This is a genomic window from Aquimarina sp. AD10 (assembly GCF_003443715.1).
In the GTDB taxonomy this organism is placed as follows: domain Bacteria; phylum Bacteroidota; class Bacteroidia; order Flavobacteriales; family Flavobacteriaceae; genus Aquimarina; species Aquimarina aggregata.
The window spans coordinates 757,244-782,897 of record NZ_CP031965.1; the positions used below are offsets into that span (position 1 = coordinate 757,244).

Consider the following 25,654-nt stretch of genomic DNA (forward strand, 5'->3'; position numbering starts at 1 on the left):
ATTTATAGATAAATAAAAAGCTGCTTTGTGTAAAAGCAGCTTTTTTTGGTTTGTAAATGTGTTAGGATTGATTAGGCAGTATTTTCTTTATTTTTTAATGAGTTTCTTTTTTGTAAATACTCCATCAATTTCGATAATAGCAATATAAATGCCTTGAGAAACTTTTTGATTTAAGTCGTTTGTAGCATTCCAGATAAAACTTGAAGCATCTGTGCTTTTTTCATGAACCAAAAGCTTTTTAACTACCGCTCCAGAAATATCATAAATCGTTATAGATACATCATTGCCTTTGCTAATGTTTGAAAACGTTACCTGTTCATCAAATGTATTTGGATAAGCTTTTATATCATTAACCATTGTCTCATTTTTAATGCCTTTAGGATTTCTCCAACGTCTCCCTAAGGGTTGGTCTAGCCACAAAAGAATAAACTCATTATCATCGGGTAATCCTGTACCAACATGTCTACCCACACTAAATGGATAGTTGTTGTCATTTAATACTCCTATCAAAAATGGATTAAAAACCACGACACTTTCTATAGTCACAAATGGAAATGCAAAGTCTTTTCCGATACCTATATCGCCTTCTAAACCGGGAAGAGAAATTTTACGTCTGTCATTTATTTTTAATAAATCAACATTTAGTCTTTTTTCAATTTGTCTTTTATTTTGATCTAATTGGATTTCATATATAGCTTTAAATCCATTTAAATCTCCTTGAGAACCATCACGTTCGATAATTAGACCTCTAGTATTACTAAACATAATGAAATCACCTATGGCACTTGCTTTTTCATTTAATGGATAATCAAATGAATTACCATTATATTTTTTATTTTCCAAGTCAAACTCATGAATTAGTAAACTGTTTGAGCTAGAACCTTCTAATGATTTTTCTAGTAAAGGAAGAAGTTTTGTGCCATCTGTACTTAATGCCATACCTTCAAAACCACCACTGCTTTTTATACGAAATGGAGTTTCTTGACTTGTATTTCTGTAGGGCCAGTATAACCCTGCTAACCAAGGCGTATTTTGTCCATTTTGATCTTGTAAATTTGTTCCGTCTCCAGCATCTCCAACTTTAGGGAAATCACCAAACAAGCATACTGTTCTAATTTCAGGATACTGTTTATGAGCAATTAATAACGTTCTAAAGTCAAAACTTTGTATATCTGCACGATCAGTAAGGTTGTTGGCTACGATTACATCTGCAATCGCTTTTGTGAAGGTTTCTGGATCTACAGTTCTATCAGAAAAGATGTCACCGCGATCATCTGTATCTGTTCTTGGGTTTATTTTTGTTTCGATATTAAAACGAACTTTCGAAGCATTTTTCCAGCGTTTAGATGCTTGGTTTGTAGTACTACCTGGTCCATTTTTATAATATTCAATATAGAAAGAAACAAAATCAAACAATTGTTGTAATGATGGCATTACATAAGGATCTATTAATTCGTTCTGTTTTGCAAAAGCAACGGCTACAGGAGATAAAGTTAAATCATTGGTCTGAGCTGGTCTACCGTTTAAGATTTTATCTGCAATGAATGTTTTTTGAATTTGGTCAAAAGTTAAATCTTTTACTAATACTTCGTCATCAAATTCATAGGTGGTTCCATCTGCTTTACGAGTTTTGGACGCTTCTATATGTGGATCATGGTCTAGAATAGGTACACCGTCTAGAGTAATTCCGCAATCAGTTTCAAGGGTAGGCATCAGAAAATCCAGTGCAGCTTCCATTGCTGGTAACGTGTTTTCTGGACGTAGATTCCTTGAGCCTCTATGTCCTTGAGCATCAAATATATTAACATCAATTAATCCATTCGCGTCTATATAATCCGGTTGTCCGTCTTTGTTTTTGTCAAAATTCTGAACAGCTTCTAATAAGATATCAGGACGATCAGATATAATACCTTGTACACCTAATTCAAGAAGTAAGTTCATATTCTCAAGATCATTTACGGTGTAAACAACGACCTGATGTCCTGCCTTGTTTAAAGAAGAAACATTATGTAGTTCACTGGAAGCTTTTTTAAGCCCTGCAGGTGGGTTTTCTCTACTGTTAACACTAGTGTTTTCATTATTATCATCTAGCATTACAAACCAAGGAGACATTACAGGTGATTTACTTCCGTTTGTTTTAGCATGAGCACGCATGGCATTCATTATTCTAAGTGCACTTGATTCTTCGCTAAATGGGTTTTGTTTGGCTCTAAGTTCTTTTCCTGGGTTTTCGTAATCTGGCAGAGGAATAGGAGGATCTAACAAAATTCCATCTTTATCAAAATGTAATAAAAATGGTCCAAATTCATCACCTATCCAATAATCACCATTTTTAGTCCTTTGGACAGATTCTATATCAAAGTCAGCACCAGTCAATACTCTAGACTCGCTAAAGTGATTTGTTATAGCAAATGGTATTAAATTATTTGGATCTCTTAATTCTATAAATCCTTTGGTTTCGATTGTTCCATTTCCGCTTAAAAAAAAAGTTTTAAATTTTGGTTTAATGCGATACAACCTTAAGTTGTAATCTGATGAATTTTCAATACTACCAAAACCATTGTCAGATAACGCTATAAAGGTACCATCATAATTATTTACTATTGCAGAAAAACCTTGTATAGGTTGTTTGTTTAAAAAAGGAACTGGTTGTTGATTGATTAATCCTGAACCTATGTATTGTCCTGAGGAAGGTCCTTCAGAAAAACTAGCAGCGGGTAGGATAGCTCGTGCTACTAATATATCTCCAAAGTTAAAAAAGGACTTCCCAGTTCCTTTTGGATGTACGGCATTATTAAAATAGGTGTCTTTAGGAATATTGAAATCTAATTTTTCTTCTTTTTTAGAAGAAACTTGAGCGTGGGCCAACTGTGCAAAAATAAATGCTGTGCATATGAGTAAGAATAGCGAAGGGCTGGCTATTATCTTACCAGAAAAAAAATGACGTTTCATGTGTTATATATTAAGATTTATCAGGTTAATTATACCCTAAAATTAAGGCTATTGTATGACACAATTGTTTAGCTTTTTTAAATAAATTATTAGCTAAATGTTATGTGCTTTATGATTGTGTAATCGACCTGTATTTCAGTAAATTGTAGACTCATTTTTTTACGCAATCGTTGTAGTGATATTTTGTCATTTATAAGCTATCTAAGACATTTTGTTGAAAATTTGATAATTCCACGCTACTATATCTTCCTTTATTATAGTTTTATAGGGATTCTCTTATATTTGATTGCTTTTCAGTAAACATTAAATAGATTACTTTTATGAGAAAGAAGATTAATACCTGTTGTGTTTTATTAACAGTAATAGCGCTGATCATATGTTCTTCTTGTAAAGAGAAATATGAGGGAGAATATCAAGGTTATAAGGTTAATGATAACTCTATCGAAATTTTTAAAGATTCTGGGAGATATCTCATTAAATATTACTCAGATAAGATTGTAGAAACGTCTTTTATTCCGTTAGGAGAGACCTTTAACCCCACGTCTCATGCAGTCGTTAAAGAACAATTGAAGACTAAAGTGATTGTGCATGAAAATGATAGCACATTAACTATAGAGTCAAATGGTATTGATATTCATGTTAAAAGAAATCCTTTTGTTATATCGTATACGTATAAAGGAAAGAAACTAATTTCAGAAAATAGAGGATACCAAAAAACAGATTCTACAGAAGTATTAGATTTTATGCTTGATGACACCGAAGTAATTTACGGAGCAGGATCAAGAGTTGTGGGAATGAATAGAAGGGGGAAACGATTACAACTATACAACAAGGCACATTATGGATACGAAACACAATCTGAATTGATGAATTTTACAATGCCATTGGTGTTATCATCCAAAATGTACGCAGTGCATTTTGATAATGCTCCTATAGGGTATTTGGATATAGATAGTAAAGGGGATAATGTTTTACAATATGAAACTATTGGCGGAAGAAAAACATACCAAATAGTTGTAGGTAATGATTGGAGAGATTTAATAGATCAATACACCAATCTTACAGGTAAACAACCATTGCCGCCACGATGGGCTTTTGGTAATTTTGCAAGTAGGTTTGGATATCATTCAGAGAAAGAGACAAGAGAAACAGTTGCCAAATTTAGCCAGGATAGTATTCCGTTAGATGCAGTGATACTAGATATTTACTGGTTTGGTAAAGATATCAAAGGACATATGGGGAATCTTGAATTTCTTAAAGATTCGTTCCCTACACCAAAAAAAATGATTCATGATTTTGCTGAACAAGGAGTAAAAACAATATTAATTACAGAACCATTTATACTAAGTTCTTCTAAAAAATGGGAAGAAGCTGTAGAAAAGAAAGTTTTAGGGAAAGATAGTACTGGTAATCCTTATACGTATGATTTTTATTTTGGAAATACTGGTATTATAGATATTTATGATCCTAAAGGGAAAGAATGGTTTTGGAATGTGTATAAGAAATATACCAAAGATTTTGGAGTTGCCGGTTGGTGGGGTGATTTAGGAGAGCCAGAGGTGCATCCAAAAGATTTGCTGCATGCTACCGGCAAAGCAGATGAAGTTCATAATGTTTATGGTCATGATTGGGCCAGATTAGTACAAGAAGGGTATCAAAAGGATTTTCCTGAACAAAGGCCTTTTATTTTAATGAGAGCAGGATATTCTGGTTCTCAACGTTTTGGTATGATCCCTTGGTCAGGAGACGTAAATAGAAGTTGGGGAGGACTAAAACCGCAAACAGAAATCGCATTGCAAATGGGTATGCAAGGTATGGGATATATGCATTCTGATCTTGGTGGTTTTGCTGGAGGAGAAGTTTTCGACCCGCTATTATATACGCGCTGGTTACAATATGGAGTATTTCAACCTATATTTAGACCTCATGCCCAAGAACATATTGCACCCGAACCTGTTTTTCATGATAAAAACACTAAAGCATTGGCTAAAAAAAGTATAGAGTTAAGGTATAGTTTACTACCATATAATTATACGATCGCCTTTGATAATAATCAAACAGGAATTCCTTTAATGAGACCATTATTTTTTGAAGAACCTGAAAATAAAGAACTCTTAGAAACTAGTTTTTCGTATTTATGGGGAGATAATTTTTTAGTAACTCCAGTCGTACAATCAGATATAGTATCTATGGATGTGCCTTTTCCTAAGGGTAGTAATTGGTTTGATTTTTATACCGATAAACAATATGCTGGTGGTGTTTTTAGATCTGTAGAAGTAGTAGAAGACCATATTCCTGTGTTTGTAAAAAGTGGATCTTTTATACCTATGATAAAACCAATTCAAACGACCAAACAGTATACGACTAAAGAGCTAGTTTTACATTACTATCATGACGCTTCTATAACAAACAGTACAGGAAAAATGTATGATGATGATGGTAAGACTCCTAATGCTTTCGAAAAAGGAGCGTATGAAATACTGAATTTTACAAGTAGGTCAACTAAAGATCAATTAACTATTGAACTGTCTGCAGAAAAAGGAGCGTCTCATAATCCTATTGAACGCAGCATTGCAATAAAAATTCATAATATCCAAAGTAAGCCAAAGGCTTTATTTATAGCTGGAGAGAATTCTTTGTTTAAATGGAATAAAGATACTAAGATGTTGATAGCTATCATATCGTGGAAATCTTCAGAAGTTAAAACGGTAGAAATTTCTTTGTAAATTTAACATAATGGTAAATGGTTAAATTTATATGGAGATGAATCATGGAAAAAAATAAATCAGTAGAAGAGTATATTGAGAGAAAAACTGAATGGAAGGACGCTCTTGAATTATTACGTTCTATTATGCTTTCTACAGAAATGAAAGAAACTATTAAATGGGGTAGTCATGTGTATACTGTTAATGGCAAGAACGTTGTAGGCTTAGCAGCTTTTAAATCTTATGTAGGCATTTGGTTTTATCAAGGTGTATTTTTAAGTGATAAAGAAAAATTGTTGATCAATGCTCAAGAAGGAAAGACAAAAGGATTGCGACAATGGCGTTTTATTGCTAAAGACGAAATACATCGCGATGTAGTACTTAAGTATGTTAAAGAAGCTATCCAAAATCAAAAGCATAATAAAGAGATACTACCAGAAAAGTCTAAAGTAATTGCAATGCCTTTAGAATTAAATATCTTATTAATTTCGAATAAGGATTTAGAAAAAAGTTTCAAAGAATTGACTCTATTTAAACAAAAAGAGTACATCGAATATATAAGTAATGCAAAAAGAGAAACAACGAGATCTACAAGGTTAAAAAAAATAACTTCGATGATACTAGAAGGTATTGGGTTAAATGATAAATATAGATGATATTTTGAGAATTTTGATCTTCAAAAAAATAATATTAAGACTATTTTGCTGTTGTTTTTTATTGCTGAATAATGCATGCGCTCAAGAAAATCTAAATCCATTAACCGAGTTGCCTCTTCAAATAAAATTAGGAAAAACTACCTATTCAGAAATAAAGGATAAAGGAGATTGTTTTAGAAAAAAAATGATCAATCAAAACGATTATATCTGTAAAACGATGTCTGTTGATATGGATAATGAAAGATACACTCTTAGCTTAGATGATGATCAAAGAGTAAATACTTTATATTTTTCTGACGAAAATAATATGACCAAAGCCTCAATACTACCAAAAAATTGGAAAAACCTCGGTTTGTTTTTAAGAAAAGGAGCTAGTGGTAGAGGTACTTCTAAAAAAGATTTTATTGCAATTATAAAAAGTCTAGGTATTAAGGATTTTATAGAAAAATGCGAGAAAGAGGATTGTAAATTTATATATGTAAGATTTAAGCTAGATAATGTATACTATAGTGCTATTTTCCGACAATATTCTACATGGGGTTTTGAATCAGGTCTTAAATCATTCTATATTAGCACAGTATCTTATTAATATTTTTTTAATAAACCGATAGGCATTGTATTCTTGAACTAAAGGTTTGTTTTGTTTCTAATTAAAAATAGATTAACATTTTATTTGTAGGAAAAAAGCGTACGTTCGCTTTTGATTCTACTTTGTCTTGAGTAGTGTGAAATTATGGTTAATTTTATGCAGTATTTAGATTACGGTAAATATAATCAAATCCTTATTTTAAATAAGGTTAAAACGTAACTTTGTCATGTAAATGTTAAGATATGATTAACTCCTGTTTTTAATTACGTTGGACCCTTGTTTCGTCATTGTAAACTATTAGATTAGTAGTGTGGTTGTAGGAATTTTGACAACTGCGCACCCAAAATAAAGTTTAAAAATGACAAAAGTAGAACATCACAAAGTGAAAGAGATTAAAGAAAACTCTCTATTCGAAAAAAGAATGTACAATTTATTTAGCGCTTCAATAAGCGATCAGGTTTCTCTACCGGATTTCAGAAAATTATTTTCAAAGTATGAGAAAATGGATGCTTATATTATGAAGAAAAATGGCCAGGATATTGGCATGTCTTATTTTATGCTATGTAAAAACCCAAATCGTAAAAAAGATATATATGTGCGTTTAGGTTTAGGTATTATAGAAGAAGAAAGAGGAAGAGCACATTTTCCTAAAAAAATAATTTTGAAAACAATGCTTAAAACTAAATTTCAAAATTTATTTAAAGACGTTTTTATGGTAGGAATAACAATGAATCCAATTGTGTATTCTGCAACGTGTAAGTATTGGAAATACTCGTATCCAAGTCCTGTATTAGAAAAATCAGCACCTATAAAACAAGCTAAAAATAGAATACTGAGTAGGTTTCATATGAATGAAGTAGCAAACGATGTTATTGGAGTGCCTTTTCGAATCACTGAAGTTGAAAAAGTTAAAAAACAGCTCTCGGTTGTTCAGAGTACTAACCCATATATTAAATTTTTTAATTCTAAAATAGGAAGTGATGAATGCGATAAGGGATTATTAAGTATTGTACCAATTGATACAGCAAATTTATGCATAGCGGCTAAAAGAAAAACAAAAGCGGATATAAAGAAGTTTTATGATAAAGTATTTGAAGAAAAACTGAAACCCATGCTAAAAGAATATAGTGCGGCCGGTTAAATTTTGAATGCTCCTATAATTACCCTTGTTAATTTGTTAATAAATAGCATTCTGTATCTTAATGATGCAGGATGCTATGCCTATTATTTATTTTAAGAAAAGTAACGCCTCTTCTAAATCACAATGCAGTAATTTTTTGCTTATACTATTTAGTTTATGTATTGGGCCTTCAAAATGATACGTATTGTGGATATGGATTATCTGCTCTCCTGTTTTTAATGCTTTTCCCGATGCAGTAGTTTCTAGTTCAAAAAATGTGGATACTCCTTGATTTCCATCATTATTATAAGAGTTGATTACATCCCCACCAAAAAGGATAGGGGAATTTTTTTCTGTACTACTTAAAAATTTTCCTTTAGGATTAAAAGAAAATGTTACTATGGTTAATACATTATTTTTTGCATCAAAATTTCCTAGTATTGGAATTACATTCTTAGATTTAACTCCAATTTTACTTCGATAAGAACCATCTGTTTTGAAGTAAATGACTTTATTGTTAATAGAGACTCTGTCATTTCCAAATTCACTTAAGTATTTTTGTACAGTTACAGTAGAATCATTAGCAGAAGTATACGGAAAAATACCTACAGATTTTTTATTTCCTTTAAACATTCCTAATACCCAAGGTGCAATTAATCCTTTAGATGCATCCCAATTTTCACCAATATTAGTTATACTATTTTTTGAACCAAAACCAACATATGAAATGGATTTTGGGATTTTAATCTTTAATTGTTCTTCAATTGTTGATTTTGAAAATAGTGAAACATAACGCTCTATTTTAATCATAAACGAAGTACCTATATTATTTTTAATTACTGCTTGTTTATTAAATGTTGCTGTCGTATCCGTTTTGTTAATTAAGTCAAAAGCTTCGATTTCCAGGAGTTTGGGGATAGTCCAATTATTTGATTTAATTTCTTTTTGATCATAATATAATGTAAAAGAACTTCCTAAAGGATTTAACCAAAAACGATCCTCTCCGCCATATGATTTTTTAGCAGTAGTAATTGCATTAGATCTAAGAGTATTTTCGTTTAACCACCCATAACTTCTTCCTTTTATGCCTTTTGAAGTACTAGTTAGTACGCGCCCTTGATACTTAGGGCTAACTAATATTTGTGCTTGGTTTTTGGTAAGTACGATACTATTGTTCTCTGATGTTTTTACCAGTTCCAGGTCATATCCAAAGGTATTCTTACCATATCCCTGCGCTAGAATTGAATAATTATGGTATACTGAAAATAACAATAAGTTGTATAAAAACAATTTTGATATATACATAAAAGATAAGGTGATTTGTGAAAATGTAAAATACTAAAATAGAATAGATTAATAGTATATGCTAGGTTGTAAAAAACGATTAGTGGTATAAAATGAGTAAAATGTTCTACAAGTACATTATCTTAAATTTTAAATTAGTAGCAATTGAAATTTAGTCATTTCGAAAGTGAAATTTTTAATCTATGAAAAGAATTATTGCCATTTTACCAGACTTCATTTCTATTGGGTTTAATTCATTTTCCTTAAAAACCGAAGAGGAACAGTTTTGGAATTGGTTTATAAAAAACCAAGAAAAATTGTATAGCGATGAAATACGATCTGATTTGAAAACAAAACTGAATAAAGAGTTATCTAATAGACTTAAACGATTTGGTTCTAGTATAAAGGGAATCTTAAAAGTAAAAAACACGAACGGAATTAAAGAGTTGATTATATCAGCGCAAGGAGTAGAGGAATTTTTTCCTAAAATTGCTAGATTGGTAAATAATTCTCCAACATTAAACAATTGGAAGTTTACTGCTCTTATACAAAGAACCTCAATAGAATCACTAATTAAATTTAGATATCCTCAGGCCACACATCAAGCTGTGCTAGTTAATAAAAATATTAAATGTAGACCCTTAGATATTGTGTTCGGTTTTGAAGATATACGATTTACGTATACAGAAGTTTCTAATCGGCTAAATTTAGATGTATTTATACCTAGTTATAATGGTGATGAACATAAGTATAGAATTAAAAGACTTTTAGATGATTTATTGGGTGAATATGACTTCGCGATAGAAATAGGTATTATTAATTGTATTTCGTTAAAAGAAGGGGATGAGGCTATGGGATATCCTATTGGTCATTTAAGAACGGTAGTTGACCAAAGAAAGTTAGAAAGAAAAAAGAGAGATTATCCGCCTGTAATTAATATGGTGAATACACATCCTTTACATAAGGAATGTAAATCTTTTCTGTAGGATTTGTATTTGTTATGAAAAGTAAAATCTGCATACTGGGATTATTTTTTTTATCATTTGTTTTTGGATCATTAAGGACGCAAACTACTGAAGATCGTTTTTGGAATTGGTTTGTTAAGAATCAAGATGTGTATTATAGTCAGACTTTTAAAAGAGTTGATAATATTTCAGGATATAAAGACTATAATGAAAGAAATAAAAATTATAAAAGGTTATCTGATAAACTTAGTCAAATAGATCCGTATTTGATTCCTGTTTTTCGACCGGTAGACACGAATGGAATTAAGGAATTGTTAATTTCTGCAAATGGGTATAAACCTACTTTTCCTAAAATAATAAAACTTATTAGAAAATCTCCGAAGCTTAAAAATTGGAAGATTACTGCATTTGAACAGAGAAATTTAAACGATTCTATTAAAGTAGGATATGCCAGTAAAGAACGTGCCGTAGTGGTGATTGACAAAGATACCCTACAAGGTGGGTATATAAGTATACAAATAGGTTATGAGGATGTCTTTTTTAAATATTCGAATCAATCAAAAGAATTGGATTTAAATATCTACGTGCGTAATTATGAAGAAGGTTTGATAAAGCATGGAAGAAAAAATGCAGTTAAAAAGCTTTTAAAAAATTTACTTGGCGAATATGATCTAGAAATGGAGATAGATTGGATTAATTACATCAAATTAGATGAAAATAATATGAATGGACTATATCCAATCATTCGACTCAGAGAATTAATTGACAAAAGAAAATTAGAAAGAAAAGGATTATTTAATACTTCGCAGAATTGAGATTAAAATTCGTTGTTCAAAATTAAAAATATTAAATATTGTTCATAAACTAAATTCTTGCGCTTAGCCATTCTTTAAATTGATAAAAATTTTGTGGAGCTACACCATGACCAACAGGAAATTCATTTAAATTAGTAGTTATTCCAAGTTCAGCAAAGCGTATTGGAGCTTTTCTTGCCCAGTCAACAGGTATTACTTGATCAACACTACCGTGGGAACAGTAGATATTTAGCTTCGCGAAATCATTTTTTTCATAATCTTGTTTTAAAATATCTTCATTTAAATATCCACTTAATGCAATCACATTTTTTATTTTTTCAGGATAAGAAAGAGCGACAGAATAGCTAAGAATGGTACCTTGACTAAATCCTAACAGGGTTACATTTTGAGAGTCTAATTGATAAGCCTGTACCGCTTCATCAATAAAACCAGCTATTTTATCTCTAGATTCAATGGCTTGTTTGTCATCACTAAACTTACCTTGGGTATCATCAAAATAGATGGCATACCAGGCATTACCATATGGTTGCATCGGATATGGTGCACGTACTGAAATAATAAAAAGCTCTTCTGGAAGTTCAGGAGAAAAAGAAAAAAGATCATTTTCATCGCTTCCATAACCATGAAACATAAATAATACAGGAGTTTTTTCTTTTTTGATTGTTGGTTCCTTAATGATATGGTGTAGAGATAGTGTTTTAGTTTGCATTTTTTTTCTTTTTATATCAATCAAATTTGATAAAATCTAGATTGATAAAGCTTGTAATTGTTTAAACTTTTAAATATGAAAAAATGTATTGTTTTTTCTTAAATATAAGTCTAGATTTTGGATTTTATTTCTTAACTTTTAAATACACAAATAAACAATATTTAAGCCACTAATTATGAAAAAAATTACTTATTTATTTTTCTTATTTCTCGTCCATTTTGGTTTTTCTCAAACACAAGAAGATTTCGAAAAAAATATGAAAACTATTGTAGAATCAATGAAAATAGATCAAACTGACAAGATTTTTGATATGTTTTCTGCCGATTTACAAAAAACACTCACCAAGGAAAAACTAAAAGAAATCGTAGGTGCTGCAATCAAAGAATTCGGAAAACCAATAGAATTTGACTTTATGTTAGACGACAATGGATTACGACGTTATCTTATCCAAACAGATAGGGATTCATTTATGCTTGATGTGGCCATGTCGGCGGACCTAAAAATAAATAAGTTGCAGATAGAGTAATTTAACTTATTTAATAAAATTAAACCATTGCTGGAAATACTTTCCTAGTATAGGCACTTCTTTTTGTTCTTCTTTTATAGCTGTTATAAGGCCATAAACCCATAAGACTAAAATAAAAATATAGAATGCAGAGGATATAAGGATAGAATCAAAAATGGTAACCAATGCGCCTAATATGTAAAAAGATATGTTTACTCCAAGTGCTTGTCTAATATGAAAGTTAGCGAATAAATTTTTATCATCCTGATTCATAAAATAAGCTATAATAGTACCAATAATAGTAATGTAGGCTACTATAGCAGCTGTTTTTCCTTGTTTTGCGTAGTCAGATTGCATGATTGATGTATTTGCGTTAATATCTAAATTCTTACTTGTATATAGCGCATATGTACTATTACTTAAGGATCATTTTTTTGTTTGCAATAATACCATATGATTGACCTTTTAAAGATTTTCCCAAAAAAGCACTATTTTTTGATGTGGATAAGATGTCCTTTTGATCGAAAATCAGTTCTTTTTTTGGTGAAAATAAAGTCAAATTTGCAGTACTACCTTTATCAATGGTGATATCTTCAATTCCAAAAATTTCTTTACCATTGGTTAGTAAATTTATGCAGGTTTCAATATCAAAGATAGAGTTAAGTACTCCAAAAGCGCTTTCTAAGCCTATTGTTCCGTAGCTGGCACTATCGAATTCTACTTTTTTATGTTCAATATCAATAGGTTGGTGATCACTCGTTACCATATCAATTGTTCCTTCTTGTATTCCCTTATGTAAAGCAGTGATATCTTTTTGCGTTCTTAATGGTGGTTGCACTTTGTAGTTAGCATCAAATTTTACAAGCTCATTATCTGTTAATTTAAGATGATGAGTAGTAACACTACAAGTAACTGCTAATCCTTTTGTTTTAGCTTCTTTAATTAAGGCTACAGATTTGGCCGTAGAAATAGTCGGAATGTGTAATTTCCCTCCGGTATACTCTAATAGAAATAAGTCTCTAGTTACTTGTAATTCTTCTGCAAGAGATGGTATACCTTTAAGACCTAATAGTGTACTTTGTTCTTCTTCATGAACCATTCCTTTTCCTGCTATACTATTATCTTGAGGGAAAGATTGTACTAGCCCATTAAAATTTTGAGCATAAAGTAGTGCTATTTTTAATAAATTAGGATTTGCAATAGCCTTTTTGTAATCACCAAATGCAACAGCACCAGCTTGTTGCATATCATAAAGTTCTGCTAGATCTTTTCCTTCAGATTTTACTGTAAGCGCACCAATCGGGTAAAGATTTACAGCATGTTGTTGTGATTTTACAGTAAGAAACCCAATAGATGCACTAGTATCTGTGATGGGTAACGTATTTGGGTTTAATGCAATACTTGTAAAGCCACTTTTAGCGGCAACATCAAGACCATGTAAAATAGTTTCTCTTTCTTCATAACCAGGTTCTCCGAAACTAACGCTGCTATCAAACCAACCTCGAGATACATGTAAGTCTGCAAGGTTTATTTCTGTAATATTTGGTATTGATTGTAAAGTAGAATCTATATCCGTAATAATACCATCTTCAATAAGAATATCTACTGTTTTATTATTGAAAGGTGATGTAGAATCAATTACAGTAGCAGACTTTAGTAAGACGTTCATTTTAGAAATTTTAATAATAATATTTCGATTAACAGGAATATCAGCGCAAAAATAACAAACCATTTCCAAAGTTCATTAATACTAGTCTCTTCTTTTATTTGATCAAAAAGTTCTGTTACCGAGCTATTTAAAGTATAGTTCTCGTTAGAGCTTAGCGAATAATATTGTAAGTCACTCTCTGAACTATCATAATTATAGCTAACATATTGAATAATTTTATTCTTATCCTGTAAAGAATAAATTCCGGATTTTGCGGGGATATCTTCTGTTGTAATACGCACCTTTGTAGGAAAACTTTGCTGTAATGGGATGCTGTTTTCTTGATCTGAAATCAACGAGATAATACCATCCTGCCCCAGAGAAATAGGCACATCATAAGAGTTTGAACGACCAATAGTATAAGAGATATCACTTAATTGTAAACTCTGTTTCCCTATATTGTAAAGCGTAGGAACAATTAAAGGAGAATTTTTAAAATTGGAGTTCTTAGTGTTTATTGCAGCAGTAAAAATGTATAATGAATTGGTCTTGTATAAAAATGGACTATTGTCTTCAAAAGACAATACAACATTTGTAGCGTTGGCTTGATAATAACTATTTACTTTTGGGTATTGAAAATTTGTTATAGTTTTATCAAAAACTCCTTTATAAAGTGGGTGTGAAAAATTAATTTTTGTAATTTTTTTCTCTTGAACTTTAGGAGCTAAAAGGCTCTGAGCAGAAAACGAATTTATAAATTGCTGATATGATACTAAATCTCCTTCTTCAGAAGGGATAATACATACTGTGCCTCCTTGTTCAACAAAAGGTTTTATAGCATTGATTAATGATATAGGAATTTGTTTCACTTCATTAATTATAATAAGATTAGCATCGCTAATATCATTATAATTAAAAGACTCTGTTGCATTACTAACCAAAACAAATTCATCGGTTGTAAAAATGTTTTTTATAAAATTATCATTTTCCCCATTTATGGCTACAACCTTAATCTTTTCAGGTGCATTAATCGTAAAAAACCTAGAATTATCAAATGTAATAGCGGGGTCTTCAAGAGTAACTCGACCATTAATTTTTATACCTTCATCTAAACGAAATTCGGTAGTGGCACTGCCATTTCTAGGAATTGAAACGGCTGTTTTTGCAATTAGCTTATCATCATTATACAGTGCAATTGATGTATTGTCAGCATTAGCATCTGTATCACTTACAAGCACTTTAAGAAAAAGCTCATTATCTGTATTTCGTTGTAAAAATAGACTGTCGATAGAGATATTTTGTTTTGTTACAGGTTTTAACTGTACAAGATTTGTCTGTGAACTTGCATCTGTTGGTAAAGAAAATGGCTCTTCTTTTTGTTGAAAATCAGAAATCATAATAATTCTTTTATTCGTTTCTGATGTCAATCCTAAAGTTTGTTTCGCCTTAAGAAACGCGGCATTATATGGTATTTGATTTGAGCTATATTCTAATTGAAGCAAATCATTTTGAATATCTTTTTTTGTAACATTGGTGAAAGTCTCTGTATTCGTAAAAATAGATACAGTTTCATCTTCGGGGAGCTCACTAAGAATGTCTTGAACAGCTCGTTTAAGTAAAGAACCTTTTGATCCTTTAGCCTGCATACTAAAAGAATTATCAAGGTAAATGGCAGTTTCATTCTTCTTTCCAACAACCTTTTCCGAAGCTAAAAATGGTTGAGCAAAAGCAATAATAATTCCAGTTAATGCTAGCAATCTGGCTAGAAGCGTTAGCCATTTCTTGATCTGTGAACTCTTACGAGTCTGAATTGTAACAGATTTAAGAAATTGCACATTGGTAAAGTCAACTTTTTGAAAACGTCGTAGCTGAAATAAGTGAACTAATATAGGAATGATAAGTGCAAAAAGAGCATAAAGAAATTCTGGGTGTTTAAATTGCATTCTTATAAAGTTAATATATATGATCAGTGTATCAGTTAGTTACAGAATATTGAAAGTAATTCTATAAACAACTAGTAAACGATTTCCTCTAAATTGAGGAATAAACTCGTTTTAGAGTAAAAAGTATATGTAAATATAGAGAAATTAAAGATAGTGACAGCTTAAGGATATAGTAATTTATTTAGCTTTAAACAAGGTTAAAATTGTATTGCAAAGCGTAACAAAGATTAGAGCAATTATTTGGCTAAAAAAAGTTTTTTTAATTATCTAATAACTAGTTCAGTAAAGAGATGAGTGTTTCAGAAACTAACTAATTTAGAAGATGGAAATGATTTAAATTAAACAGATTTTAAAATGTGGATATATAAATGTTTACCAATTTATCAGAAATATAATTAACTTGGTAACTCCATTATTTTTTTAATAATAATGGTATTTGTTTAATAATTAACGAACGTAGTAGTGTAAAGAATAAGAAATGAAAAAACAAAATAAGCGAATGCGAGTAGGAGAAGGAAGAATTAGTGGTGCCATATCAATTTTTCTTGGTTCTTTATCCTTAACTAGTATTTTATGTTTCAAATTTCCAGAACAGTTAACAACACCAGAGTTTCGAGAAGTGTATACTGCAGATATGGTCGAGAATTTAATGTTTGGAGCCATTATAGCGACTTTTCTTTTTGCTTTAGTGAGTATCCTTCTTAATAAAAATAAGAGTAATGCGGTTATAGGTATTATTCTAGGGGTATTAGCTATAGCTGTTGGTGGACTAACTGTTGAAGGAAGAGCCGTTGAAAAAGTAAGTTGGAGTATTGGTTTGGATTGGCTTATTCTAGATCTGTTTATTATGGCATTATTGTTTGTTCCTATAGAATTAGCTTTTCCAAAAAACAAATTGCAATCCAAATTTCATGATGAATGGCGAACTGATCTTATTTATTTTGGAATAAGTCATTTGGCTATTCAATTGTTTGGAGTTTTAACTAAAAAACCTGCTGTAGCTTTTTTTGGATGGATGAACCTGGAGCAGGTACATGAATGGGTTTCTGGATTACCCTTTGTAATTGAGTTGTTTTTGGCTTTACTTGTTACTGATATCTTTCAATATTGGGCACATAGATTTTTTCATTCTCATCATTATTTATGGCGATTTCATTCAATACATCATTCAACGCAAAATATGGATTGGCTTGCAGGTTCAAGAACTCACTTTATAGACATATTTTTTACACGAAGCATGTCATATATTCCACTTTATGTACTAGGATTTTCAACACTAACATTTAATGTATATATTGTATTTATAGCAATTCATGCAGTTCTGATTCATTCTAATACAAGTATTAATTTTGGTATTTTAAAATATATAATAACAACTCCGCAATATCACCATTGGCATCATTGTGAAGAACCAGAACATTATGGAAATAATTTCGCGGTTGTGTTTCCTTTTATTGATAAAATTTTTGGGACCTATTACTTACCTGGTAAGGAATGGCCCAAGGGTACTGGATTAATTGACGCCTCCTTTCCTAAAGGATTTGTTAAACAATTAGCTTTTCCTTTTACTAAAAGCCCATTTAAAAATGATCTTTTGCCAGAAGAAAAAAGTAAGAGATAGAGGAAATAAATTATTATATAAATAAATGTCTTAAAGGAAGTTTATATAATGATATCATATAAACTACTTCAATATAAACGTTGTTATAGTAACAAATTTGGTATTCTCATGACTGTGTAATTTGTTTTAAGGTAACAAATAGGTTTATAAAGGTACATATATTTAGTATTGCAAATATTTCTTAAAAACTAAAAATGAATGAAAATTTAATAGCCATAGCATTACTCCTGATATATTTTTCACCTGTATTTTACCAATTGATCATAGTTATAAAAGAAAATAAAAAGGGAAATAAAATTCCATTGAAGAAATTTTTCAAGTTTGTCAAGTATAGTTTTTTGATTTTAATTCCTTTGTTCATTGGATTAATAGTTTTAAATAATAATAACTATTTGAATTATGAAAGCCCCTTAACTTTTGATAAATATGATGAAATAACGTTTAAAAATTTTAGGGGTTTAGAATTTTTTAAAAAGTCACTATACGGTAACGAAAGGTTTGCTTATGTTGTTACTTCAATTGAAAGTGAAGTCAATGATAATTCTGTAATTGTTCAATCCTTATTTTATCCTTCACGTTCATTTGTTTATAAAAAAAACACTAATAGTAAAGAGCTTTTGAACCATGAAAAATACCATATTAAGATAACGGAATTGTTTGCTCGAAAAGCAAAGAAGAATATATCTAATTTAAGCACTTTTGATAAAGATGTTATAAAGAAAATAATTGAAGACGCAAAAACAAAAGAAAGAATTTTTCAAAAAGAATATGACTATAATACTTTTCACAGTTATGTTTTAAGTGAACAAAAAAGGTATGAGAAAATAGTAGACAGTTCATTAACTTTGCTAAGCAAATATAAAAAACCAAAAATCATAATTAATGATAATAATTAGATACTTCTTTTTAGCATTTCTTTGCTTAACCTTAATTAACTGTAAAACAGAAGATCATAAATTTCCTTTAGACAAAAGATATTGGGATACAAATGATTATAATGATGTAATTATTGAATTAAGATTTGGTTATAAGAAAGATGAAAAGAAACCAACATTTGATAATCCAGAGAAAAGAATGATTGTTCAAAAATTAACGGATGAGCAAAATTTCAAAATAGTACTTGATGATAAAGAATTAGGCATAAAACACAGAAGTAATATTGCCACAGAATTCTTTAATCAGTGGAAGGATATGCATCAAATTTATCAACAGACTGATCGTAAAGATAAATACCTTTACGATATTGAAATGTTAGCTGTTTGGCAATTTGGTTTGGACTTACAATTAGATTATTTTAAACTGGGAAATGATGATATTAAAGAAAGATCAGATGATCCAAATTCGTCAAAAGTGAAAAGTGTTATTAATTCGAATATAGGAACTCTTATTGAGAATTATACAATTTACTTAGATGAAATTAATAATGAAAAAGCTTTTTCTGAAGAAGGAAAGGTAAAGCTTGGAAAAGGAATAGATATTTACTTTTCAGAATTGATTAGAATCTATCCTAATGCAAATTATAGTGGGATAAAAAGGAAAGCAGAATTAATGCTTAAGAAAAGTAAAAATGATAATGTAAAATCATCTTTAATAAAATTAATTAAGTTAATCAATTCTACGAAAAATAAAGACAACACATAATAACCCTTGTGTTGAGTTTATATCTGGTGCTTAGAATTAATTATACTTGTTTTTTGATAGTAGTTTTTTTAAATAACCTTTTAGATTAAGTATAAACGATTGTATCCTAAAAATTAACTGTACATTTGCAGGCACATTCAGAAATGGCATTTAAGTAGTTAAGTATTGTTGTTTCTTAAACAATATACTATGTCATTTAATACTTTAGGTTTATCCGAACCCTTGTTACGTGCTGTTCAAAAAAAAGGATATACAACACCTTCTCCGATTCAAGAAAAGGCTATTCCACCAATTTTAGAAAAGAAAGATGTATTGGCGTCTGCCCAAACAGGAACAGGAAAAACAGCAGGATTTACATTACCTGTTTTACAACTGTTATCACAAGGACAACAGCTTAGAAAAAGACCTGTGCGTGCTTTAGTATTAACACCTACTAGAGAATTAGCTGCTCAAATATTAGATAATGTAAGAGCTTATAGTGAGTTTTTAGATGTACGATCAATGGTGATTTTTGGTGGAGTCAATGCTAAACCGCAAATAAGAGGTTTGCGTAATGGTGTGGATCTTTTAGTAGCAACTCCTGGTCGATTATTAGATTTACACTCCCAAAAAGCACTTTCTTTATCTAAAATAGAAGTATTAGTTCTCGATGAAGCTGATCGTATGCTTGATATGGGGTTTCAAAGAGATATCAACAAAATTTTAGGGTTGTTGCCTGAAAGAAGACAGAATCTTTTGTTTTCAGCAACATTTTCTAAAGAAATTAAAAAATTAGCAAACGGAATATTACATCATCCTGTATCTGTAGAAGCGGCTCCGGAAAATACAACCGCAGAAAAGGTAAAACAAAAAATATATAGAGTAGATAAAAGCAAAAAAACAACGCTTATTATCAAATTCATTACAGATGGAAACTGGGAACAGGTACTTGTTTTTACACGAACAAAGCACGGTGCTAATCGTCTTACTGAAAAAATGAATAAGAATAATATTTCGGCAGCCGCTATTCATGGTAATAAAAGTCAAGGAGCAAGAACGAAAGCCTTATCAGGATTTAAAAAAGGTACAATACGAGTATTGGTTGCTACAGATATCGCAGCGAGAGGATTAGATATCCCTTTGTTACCACATGTTGTAAATTTTGAATTACCTAATATTCCTGAAGATTATGTGCATAGGATCGGTCGAACTGGTAGAGCAGGGGCTAGTGGTGAAGCTATATCCTTGGTTAGCGAGGATGAAGTGGCCTATGTAAAAGGAATAGAAAAACTTTTAGGAGAAAAATTAGAAAATAATGTTGTAGAAGGGTTCGAACCCACTATGAGCGCTAGAGATGTAAAACAAGGCCCTAGAAATAATAACAACAGAAAACCTAAGGCAAAAAACAAATCTAGAAATTATAAAAGAAGATCCGGTAGGTAATTGTTAAGGTTTGCTATTTTGTTTCGCGCTATATACTACAATTGATCCTGCAAATGAATCATGAATAGCTTGTTTTTTTTCGTTACTCGATACAGTTAGTAATGAAATCCAACCCAATAAGGCTTTTACAAGATATCTTAAAATGGCCATGTGAAGTAAGATGTTTTTTTCTGGATTATCTAATTGCTTAACACGAATTCCTATGGCTTTATGTCCAATGGTACCTCCAAAAAAGCTGGTAAGTATGGGATCATACAATCCAAAAATAATAATAAAAGCAATAATTCGGGCACTATCAGGGATATGTTCAAAAGAAGAAAAAATATCAGTTACTATTACCATTAAAATTATTAAAATAATACTATCCACTATAATAGCTTTTACACGATCAAAGATACTGGGGTATTCAGTTTGAGAAATAGTATTCATCTGTAGTGCTTTATAAATTATTTATGGTAAGATACCTCTATTTTAATACAATAAAAAATAGAATAACTTTTGATCATATATAAAGAGGAAGCATAACTTCCTCTTTATATATTTATACTTTAACATTAGAATATATAGAATCCTACGGATATTTGGAAATTAGAATTTTTTCCATCTCTACCGTTTATTATTTCTGTTAAACCAAGGTTATACCGAGCTTGCATAAAAAAGTCATTATACTCAACACTTCCACCAAAGGCAAACCCAAAATCAAAAGTTTCTGCCTCTAAAAAAGATACATCTTGTAAACCTTCAGTAGCATTTTTAAAACCATCATTAACAATAAAACCAAATTGAGGACCTGTTTCGACGCTAAAAAACTTAGCAAATTTAAGCTTTGCCAAAACTGGAATATTGATATAATCAAGATCGATATCGTCAGTTCCTTGTGCAGAGTACAAAAGTTCAGGTTGAATAACAAAGGTTTCTAGTATACTCAATTGAAGTACGGTACCCAAATGAAACCCTGTTCTTCCATCTATTTGATCACCTACATCATTACCATTAATGGTAGCTAAATTTATGCCGCCTTTGAAACCGAATTTAATGTCTTGGGCTTGGGAGTTAAAAGTAAAACTGATTATAGCAAGTGTTAATAAAAATACCCTTTTCATAATTGTAAATTTAGATTTGTTTGATTCTGTAAGTTATAATAGCTGGAGTAGCCAAAACTATACCATTACTATAATGATTTTTACGCTATCAAAAATACTCGAGTATATGTTTGATTTATTATTATAATTTTCGAATTAAAACGAATGTTATTTAACTTTTAAGCATAAAAAAAGAGGAAGTTTTACTTCCTCTTTATATAATATAAATAGTATTATTAGAAAATATAATATCCAACAGATACTTGAAAATTAGAGTTTCTACCATCAAAGTCATCCACAACATCAGTAAAACCGTAGTTATATCTAAGTTGACCAAAGAATCCTCCAAATTCAACACCAGCACCGATAGCAGCACTTAAATCAAAGCTTTTCGCTTCAACACCAGCTTCTACTGATCCTGGAATATCCTCAAATCCATCATTTACGACAAACCCAAATTGCGGACCTGCTTCTACACTAAAAAATTTCGCAAATTTAAGTTTTGCTAAAACAGGGATATTAATGTAATCAATATCAGTATCATCAGTACCTTGAGCAGAGTATAAAAGTTCTGGTTGAATAGCAAATGTCTCTAAAATACTTAATTGAAGTACAGCACCAATATGATATCCCGTTCTTCCATCTATTTGATCAGCTACATCATCTCCATTAATGGTTGCTAAATTGATCCCACCTTTGAAACCAAATTTAATGTCTTGAGCTTGTGAGCTAAAAGTAAAACCGATTACGGCAATTGCTAATAAAAATAGCTTTTTCATAATTGTAAATTTAAGGTTTGTTTAAGTTCAAAGATAGGAAGTAATATCTTAAAAAAAGGTTAAACATCAAAAGAATTGGTTCCTTTGTCGATGTATTTTGGTTGTTTGTCCTTAATGCGATTGGTGAAAGTTAGAGGTGATAATATTGATTTTCAAATAAAATATATGAATTTTTGAAGTAAAGAATATTGTATCTTCGCTCGAAAATTGGAAATAAATACTCGAGTGCATGCAACACGAATTTACCATACAAGTTTCTCCAGAAATTGCAGCAAACCCTGAACAATTAAAAAATGATGTAGCACGTAAGAATGGGATTCCAATAGATGATATTAAACATATTAAAATTGTCAAGCGTTCTATTGATGCAAGACAGCGCAATATTAAGGTTAATTTGAAGCTAAATGTATATGTTCAAGAAGAATATATTTATCGCCCAATAGAGTTACCAGATTACCCAGATGTGTCTAATGCACCAGAAATAGTGATTATAGGCGCAGGTCCAGCAGGTTTGTTTTCTGCATTACAGTGCGTCGAATTAGGTTATAAACCTATCGTTATAGAACGAGGTAAGGATGTTAGAAATAGACGTAGGGATTTAAAAGCTATTAATCAAGACCATGTTGTAAACGAAGATTCTAACTATTGTTTTGGAGAAGGAGGAGCGGGAACGTACAGTGATGGAAAATTATATACAAGATCAAAAAAGAGGGGTGATGTACAACGTATACTGAAACTTTTAGTGGGTTTTGGGGCTACAGATCAAATATTAGTAGAAGCGCATCCTCATATCGGAACAAATAAATTGCCAAATATTATTGCCGCCATTCGTGAAAAAATAATAGCGCAAGGAGGAGAAATACATTTTGAGACCCGAGTTACTGATTTTGAAATAAAAAGCTCTAAGATACATGGTGTAACATTGTTAAATGGAGACAAAATAGCCACAAATAGGGTCATATTGGCTACTGGTCACTCTGCAAGAGATATTTTTGAACTCTTATATCATAAAAATATAGAGATTGAGGCAAAACCTTTTGCATTAGGTGTTAGAGTAGAGCATTCTCAAAAACTGATTGATCAAATACAATATAAATGCGAAGATAGAGGTCCATATTTACCTCCTTCTCCTTACAGTATTGTAAAGCAAGTAGATGGTAGAGGAATGTATTCTTTTTGTATGTGCCCTGGGGGCGTAATTGCTGCTTGTGCTACAAGTCCTGGTGAAGTTGTTACCAATGGCTGGTCTCCTTCAAAGAGAGATCAACCAACTTCTAACAGTGGTATTGTGGTTGAGTTACGAGAAGAAGATTTTAAACCTTTTTCTAAATACGGACCTCTAGCGGGAATGTATTTTCAAAAAAGTATAGAACAAAAAGCATGGAGTGTTGGAGGAGAAACACAACGTGTTCCTGCGCAACGCTTAATAGATTTAGTAGAAGGAAGAGTTTCTTCAGACCTTCCAGAAACCTCGTATGCACCTGGGTTAACATCTGCAGATATGGGTATGGTCTTTCCTAAATTTATACATAGTACATTAAAAGAAGGGTTTAAGGCTTTTGGAGATAGTATGAAAGGGTATTTGACCAATGAAGCTGTGGTGCATGCTCCAGAATCTAGAACATCTTCACCAATACGAATTCCTCGGGATTGGCAAACATTAGAACATACTCAAATAAAGGGGTTGTATCCGTGCGGAGAAGGTGCAGGGTATGCTGGTGGTATTATTTCTGCGGCTATTGATGGTGAGAAATGTGCTATAGCTTGTGTTAGATCTATCGAAAAAAAGAATTAATTATATTTTTTAATATAGAAATCAAAGGTAGTTTGAACTTTTTCTGTAGAGGTTACTTTGATTGAACCTCCAAGCTTACCTACAAGTTTTTTAACAGTAGATAATCCTATACCATTACCTTTATTACCACTTCTATCCGTAGTATTAGCGGTGGTAAACAAATCAAAAATAGTATCTAACTTATCATTTGGAATACCCATTCCGTTATCGGTAATTCTAAAAAAATAGAAATTTTCATCTTCATTGGCGTCAATAGATATTTCTATTTGTTCTTTATCATTATACTTAATACTATTAGCGATTAGGTTAAAAAACACTTGTTTCAGTACCAATTTGTTAGATTCAATTATAGTATTGGCAGTTGGAAAATTAATAGTGAAATCTGGTTTAATACTTAAAAGATCTACAATTTCTTGTAAAAGCTCATTCAAATCGAACTTTTCGGGTTTGTTTTGTAATAAGCTATCACTCTCATAATGATCAAGTACATCACTAATGTAACTACTCATAGAGAACGAAGAAGTTTTTATATAGTCAAAATACTCAGAACTTTCTTCATCTAGCTTACCATTAAGGATAAGTTTTAGCAAGTCTGTAGTTGTAATGATATTTGCCAAGGGCATTTTTAAATCATGAGATATTACTCTAGCAAATTCTCTTAAAGAATCATTTCTTTTTTTAAGTTTAGATTGTACTTTTTCTAAATCAGTATTCTTTTTATTTAGTTCAAAAAGCATGACTACTTGATTAGCCAAGGATTTTAACGATTCTAATTGTTTTTTAGATAATGTTTTAGGTTTACTATCAATAACACATAAGGTACCAAGAGCAAAACCATTTTTATCAACTAAAGGAATACCTGCATAGAAGATCACTAGTTTCTCAACCGTAGTCAACGGATTGTTCTTAAAACGATCATCTTTACGAGCATCTTCTACTATTAAGGGATTTTCGGGATCAAGAATGGCGTGCGCGCAAAAAGAAACATCTCTGGGAGTTTCGCAAACATCTAAACCATGTTTAGATTTAAACCATTGTCGATCGCTATCTACTAGAGAAATTAATGCAATCTCTGTATCACACAAAAATGCAGCAAGACTTGTAATCTCATCAAATTCTTTTTCTGATGGAGTATCAAGAATATTTAAAGACCTTAAAGCTTCAAGCCTAAATTCTTCATTTATAGGTATAGTTGCTGATATCATTCTAAATCCAGAGAACTGTTTTTTTGTAATACAATTCTTAATAAAATTAACAAAAATAAGTTACATATTACCAATTAATTAACATTACGTATTAATTTTGTGTGTTAACCGTAAAAAATACAAATAAGCAATCCAAGGTATACCTTGGTTTAGGCATAAATTGTATTATTTCATTTTAAATATGAGTTTGCGTTTGTATAGAACGAATATTTTAAACG

The 25,654-nt window shown here is 30.9% G+C and carries 22 protein-coding genes; 12 read left to right on the top strand and 10 right to left on the bottom strand.

What is annotated here, in order from left to right; genetic code table 11:
• Positions 1-87: 87 nt before the first annotated feature.
• Entirely contained in the window at positions 88-2,952 is a 2,865-nt protein-coding gene (locus D1816_RS03130; RefSeq protein WP_118501149.1) for an esterase-like activity of phytase family protein, read from the bottom strand.
• Positions 2,953-3,272: 320 nt separating this feature from the next.
• On the opposite strand from D1816_RS03130, the gene D1816_RS03135 reads away from it, so the two are divergent.
• The 4 genes from D1816_RS03135 to D1816_RS03150 all read left to right on the top strand — a co-directional run bounded on the left by D1816_RS03135 (position 3,273) and on the right by D1816_RS03150 (position 8,043).
• A complete protein-coding gene (locus D1816_RS03135; protein ID WP_118501150.1) occupies positions 3,273-5,678 on the top strand; it encodes a TIM-barrel domain-containing protein in 2,406 nt (801 codons plus the stop codon).
• Positions 5,679-5,722: 44 nt separating this feature from the next.
• Complete coding sequence (locus tag D1816_RS03140; protein ID WP_118501151.1) at positions 5,723-6,313, top strand: YdeI family protein; 591 nt, start codon at positions 5,723-5,725, stop codon at positions 6,311-6,313.
• Positions 6,314-6,422: 109 nt separating this feature from the next.
• On the top strand, positions 6,423-6,902 hold the full coding sequence (locus D1816_RS03145; RefSeq protein WP_147405100.1) for a hypothetical protein: 480 nt from the start codon (positions 6,423-6,425) through the stop codon (positions 6,900-6,902).
• Positions 6,903-7,260: 358 nt separating this feature from the next.
• Positions 7,261-8,043, top strand: a complete 783-nt coding sequence (locus tag D1816_RS03150) for a hypothetical protein (protein ID WP_066310675.1) — start codon at positions 7,261-7,263, stop codon at positions 8,041-8,043.
• Positions 8,044-8,130: 87 nt separating this feature from the next.
• On the opposite strand, the gene D1816_RS03155 is transcribed toward D1816_RS03150, so the two are convergent.
• On the bottom strand, positions 8,131-9,327 hold the full coding sequence (locus D1816_RS03155; RefSeq protein WP_118501153.1) for a DUF6786 family protein: 1,197 nt from the start codon (positions 9,325-9,327) through the stop codon (positions 8,131-8,133).
• Positions 9,328-9,509: 182 nt separating this feature from the next.
• On the opposite strand from D1816_RS03155, the gene D1816_RS03160 reads away from it, so the two are divergent.
• Both D1816_RS03160 and D1816_RS03165 read left to right on the top strand, forming a co-directional pair.
• Positions 9,510-10,292, top strand: a complete 783-nt coding sequence (locus D1816_RS03160; RefSeq protein WP_118501154.1) for a hypothetical protein — start codon at positions 9,510-9,512, stop codon at positions 10,290-10,292.
• A 14-nt stretch (positions 10,293-10,306) separates the two neighbouring features.
• Positions 10,307-11,086: a hypothetical protein gene (locus tag D1816_RS03165; protein WP_118501155.1), complete on the top strand. Its 780-nt coding sequence runs from the start codon at positions 10,307-10,309 to the stop codon at positions 11,084-11,086.
• A gap of 49 nt (positions 11,087-11,135) precedes the next feature.
• Here the strand turns inward: D1816_RS03165 and D1816_RS03170 are convergent, their stop codons facing one another.
• Complete coding sequence (locus D1816_RS03170) at positions 11,136-11,795, bottom strand: alpha/beta hydrolase (RefSeq protein ID WP_118501156.1); 660 nt, start codon at positions 11,793-11,795, stop codon at positions 11,136-11,138.
• Positions 11,796-11,970: 175 nt separating this feature from the next.
• Between D1816_RS03170 and D1816_RS03175 the strand changes: the two genes are divergently transcribed.
• A complete protein-coding gene (locus D1816_RS03175) occupies positions 11,971-12,321 on the top strand; it encodes a hypothetical protein (RefSeq protein WP_066310664.1) in 351 nt (116 codons plus the stop codon).
• Between the two features lie 6 nt (positions 12,322-12,327).
• Here D1816_RS03175 and D1816_RS03180 read toward each other — a convergent pair whose 3' ends face one another.
• From D1816_RS03180 to D1816_RS03190, 3 genes are read right to left on the bottom strand one after another with little or no spacing between them, the layout of a single operon-like run.
• Entirely contained in the window at positions 12,328-12,657 is a 330-nt protein-coding gene (locus tag D1816_RS03180; RefSeq protein ID WP_066310662.1) for a DUF4870 domain-containing protein, read from the bottom strand.
• A gap of 58 nt (positions 12,658-12,715) precedes the next feature.
• Positions 12,716-13,969, bottom strand: coding sequence for a dihydroorotase family protein (locus D1816_RS03185; RefSeq protein ID WP_118506200.1), 1,254 nt, complete (start codon positions 13,967-13,969; stop codon positions 12,716-12,718).
• Positions 13,966-15,891: a BatA and WFA domain-containing protein gene (locus tag D1816_RS03190; protein ID WP_066310657.1), complete on the bottom strand. Its 1,926-nt coding sequence runs from the start codon at positions 15,889-15,891 to the stop codon at positions 13,966-13,968. The genes D1816_RS03185 and D1816_RS03190 overlap by 4 nt, the downstream gene beginning before the upstream one ends.
• A 478-nt stretch (positions 15,892-16,369) precedes the next feature.
• Here D1816_RS03190 and D1816_RS03195 point away from each other — a divergent pair, with 478 nt between their 5' ends.
• The 4 genes from D1816_RS03195 to D1816_RS03210 all read left to right on the top strand — a co-directional run bounded on the left by D1816_RS03195 (position 16,370) and on the right by D1816_RS03210 (position 20,575).
• Complete coding sequence (locus D1816_RS03195) at positions 16,370-17,512, top strand: sterol desaturase family protein (protein WP_118501157.1); 1,143 nt, start codon at positions 16,370-16,372, stop codon at positions 17,510-17,512.
• 194 nt (positions 17,513-17,706) lie between these two features.
• Entirely contained in the window at positions 17,707-18,408 is a 702-nt protein-coding gene (locus D1816_RS03200) for a hypothetical protein (protein WP_066310647.1), read from the top strand.
• On the top strand, positions 18,395-19,153 hold the full coding sequence (locus D1816_RS03205) for a hypothetical protein (RefSeq protein WP_118501158.1): 759 nt from the start codon (positions 18,395-18,397) through the stop codon (positions 19,151-19,153). The genes D1816_RS03200 and D1816_RS03205 overlap by 14 nt, the downstream gene beginning before the upstream one ends.
• Before the next feature lie 189 nt (positions 19,154-19,342).
• Entirely contained in the window at positions 19,343-20,575 is a 1,233-nt protein-coding gene (locus tag D1816_RS03210) for a DEAD/DEAH box helicase (RefSeq protein WP_118501159.1), read from the top strand.
• 3 nt (positions 20,576-20,578) lie between these two features.
• On the opposite strand, the gene D1816_RS03215 is transcribed toward D1816_RS03210, so the two are convergent.
• From D1816_RS03215 to D1816_RS03225, 3 genes are all read right to left on the bottom strand, one after another.
• Positions 20,579-21,004 carry an RDD family protein gene (locus tag D1816_RS03215; protein WP_118501160.1) on the bottom strand — a complete coding sequence of 142 codons (426 nt, stop codon included), beginning with the start codon at positions 21,002-21,004 and terminating at the stop codon, positions 20,579-20,581.
• Positions 21,005-21,129: 125 nt separating this feature from the next.
• Complete coding sequence (locus tag D1816_RS03220) at positions 21,130-21,678, bottom strand: porin family protein (RefSeq protein WP_118501161.1); 549 nt, start codon at positions 21,676-21,678, stop codon at positions 21,130-21,132.
• Positions 21,679-21,893: 215 nt separating this feature from the next.
• On the bottom strand, positions 21,894-22,436 hold the full coding sequence (locus tag D1816_RS03225; RefSeq protein WP_066310633.1) for a porin family protein: 543 nt from the start codon (positions 22,434-22,436) through the stop codon (positions 21,894-21,896).
• Positions 22,437-22,665: 229 nt separating this feature from the next.
• Here D1816_RS03225 and D1816_RS03230 point away from each other — a divergent pair, with 229 nt between their 5' ends.
• Complete coding sequence (locus tag D1816_RS03230; RefSeq protein ID WP_118501162.1) at positions 22,666-24,231, top strand: NAD(P)/FAD-dependent oxidoreductase; 1,566 nt, start codon at positions 22,666-22,668, stop codon at positions 24,229-24,231.
• Here D1816_RS03230 and D1816_RS03235 read toward each other — a convergent pair.
• Positions 24,228-25,436, bottom strand: coding sequence for a GAF domain-containing sensor histidine kinase (locus tag D1816_RS03235; protein WP_066310629.1), 1,209 nt, complete (start codon positions 25,434-25,436; stop codon positions 24,228-24,230). The genes D1816_RS03230 and D1816_RS03235 overlap by 4 nt on opposite strands.
• Positions 25,437-25,654 lie beyond the last annotated feature (218 nt).

Excerpts from the sequence above, each read along its gene's own strand:
- D1816_RS03130 (WP_118501149.1), bottom strand. The coding sequence starts at position 2,952 with ATGAAACGTCATTTTTTTTCTGGTAAGATAATAGCCAGCCCTTCGCTA.
- D1816_RS03135 (WP_118501150.1), top strand. The coding sequence starts at position 3,273 with ATGAGAAAGAAGATTAATACCTGTTGTGTTTTATTAACAGTAATAGCG.
- D1816_RS03140 (WP_118501151.1), top strand. The coding sequence starts at position 5,723 with ATGGAAAAAAATAAATCAGTAGAAGAGTATATTGAGAGAAAAACTGAA.
- D1816_RS03150 (WP_066310675.1), top strand. The coding sequence starts at position 7,261 with ATGACAAAAGTAGAACATCACAAAGTGAAAGAGATTAAAGAAAACTCT.
- D1816_RS03155 (WP_118501153.1), bottom strand. The coding sequence starts at position 9,327 with ATGTATATATCAAAATTGTTTTTATACAACTTATTGTTATTTTCAGTA.
- D1816_RS03160 (WP_118501154.1), top strand. The coding sequence starts at position 9,510 with ATGAAAAGAATTATTGCCATTTTACCAGACTTCATTTCTATTGGGTTT.
- D1816_RS03165 (WP_118501155.1), top strand. The coding sequence starts at position 10,307 with ATGAAAAGTAAAATCTGCATACTGGGATTATTTTTTTTATCATTTGTT.
- D1816_RS03170 (WP_118501156.1), bottom strand. The coding sequence starts at position 11,795 with ATGCAAACTAAAACACTATCTCTACACCATATCATTAAGGAACCAACA.
- D1816_RS03175 (WP_066310664.1), top strand. The coding sequence starts at position 11,971 with ATGAAAAAAATTACTTATTTATTTTTCTTATTTCTCGTCCATTTTGGT.
- D1816_RS03180 (WP_066310662.1), bottom strand. The coding sequence starts at position 12,657 with ATGCAATCTGACTACGCAAAACAAGGAAAAACAGCTGCTATAGTAGCC.
- D1816_RS03185 (WP_118506200.1), bottom strand. The coding sequence starts at position 13,969 with ATGAACGTCTTACTAAAGTCTGCTACTGTAATTGATTCTACATCACCT.
- D1816_RS03190 (WP_066310657.1), bottom strand. The coding sequence starts at position 15,891 with ATGCAATTTAAACACCCAGAATTTCTTTATGCTCTTTTTGCACTTATC.
- D1816_RS03195 (WP_118501157.1), top strand. The coding sequence starts at position 16,370 with ATGAAAAAACAAAATAAGCGAATGCGAGTAGGAGAAGGAAGAATTAGT.
- D1816_RS03200 (WP_066310647.1), top strand. The coding sequence starts at position 17,707 with ATGAATGAAAATTTAATAGCCATAGCATTACTCCTGATATATTTTTCA.
- D1816_RS03205 (WP_118501158.1), top strand. The coding sequence starts at position 18,395 with ATGATAATAATTAGATACTTCTTTTTAGCATTTCTTTGCTTAACCTTA.
- D1816_RS03210 (WP_118501159.1), top strand. The coding sequence starts at position 19,343 with ATGTCATTTAATACTTTAGGTTTATCCGAACCCTTGTTACGTGCTGTT.
- D1816_RS03215 (WP_118501160.1), bottom strand. The coding sequence starts at position 21,004 with ATGAATACTATTTCTCAAACTGAATACCCCAGTATCTTTGATCGTGTA.
- D1816_RS03220 (WP_118501161.1), bottom strand. The coding sequence starts at position 21,678 with ATGAAAAGGGTATTTTTATTAACACTTGCTATAATCAGTTTTACTTTT.
- D1816_RS03225 (WP_066310633.1), bottom strand. The coding sequence starts at position 22,436 with ATGAAAAAGCTATTTTTATTAGCAATTGCCGTAATCGGTTTTACTTTT.
- D1816_RS03230 (WP_118501162.1), top strand. The coding sequence starts at position 22,666 with ATGCAACACGAATTTACCATACAAGTTTCTCCAGAAATTGCAGCAAAC.
- D1816_RS03235 (WP_066310629.1), bottom strand. The coding sequence starts at position 25,436 with ATGATATCAGCAACTATACCTATAAATGAAGAATTTAGGCTTGAAGCT.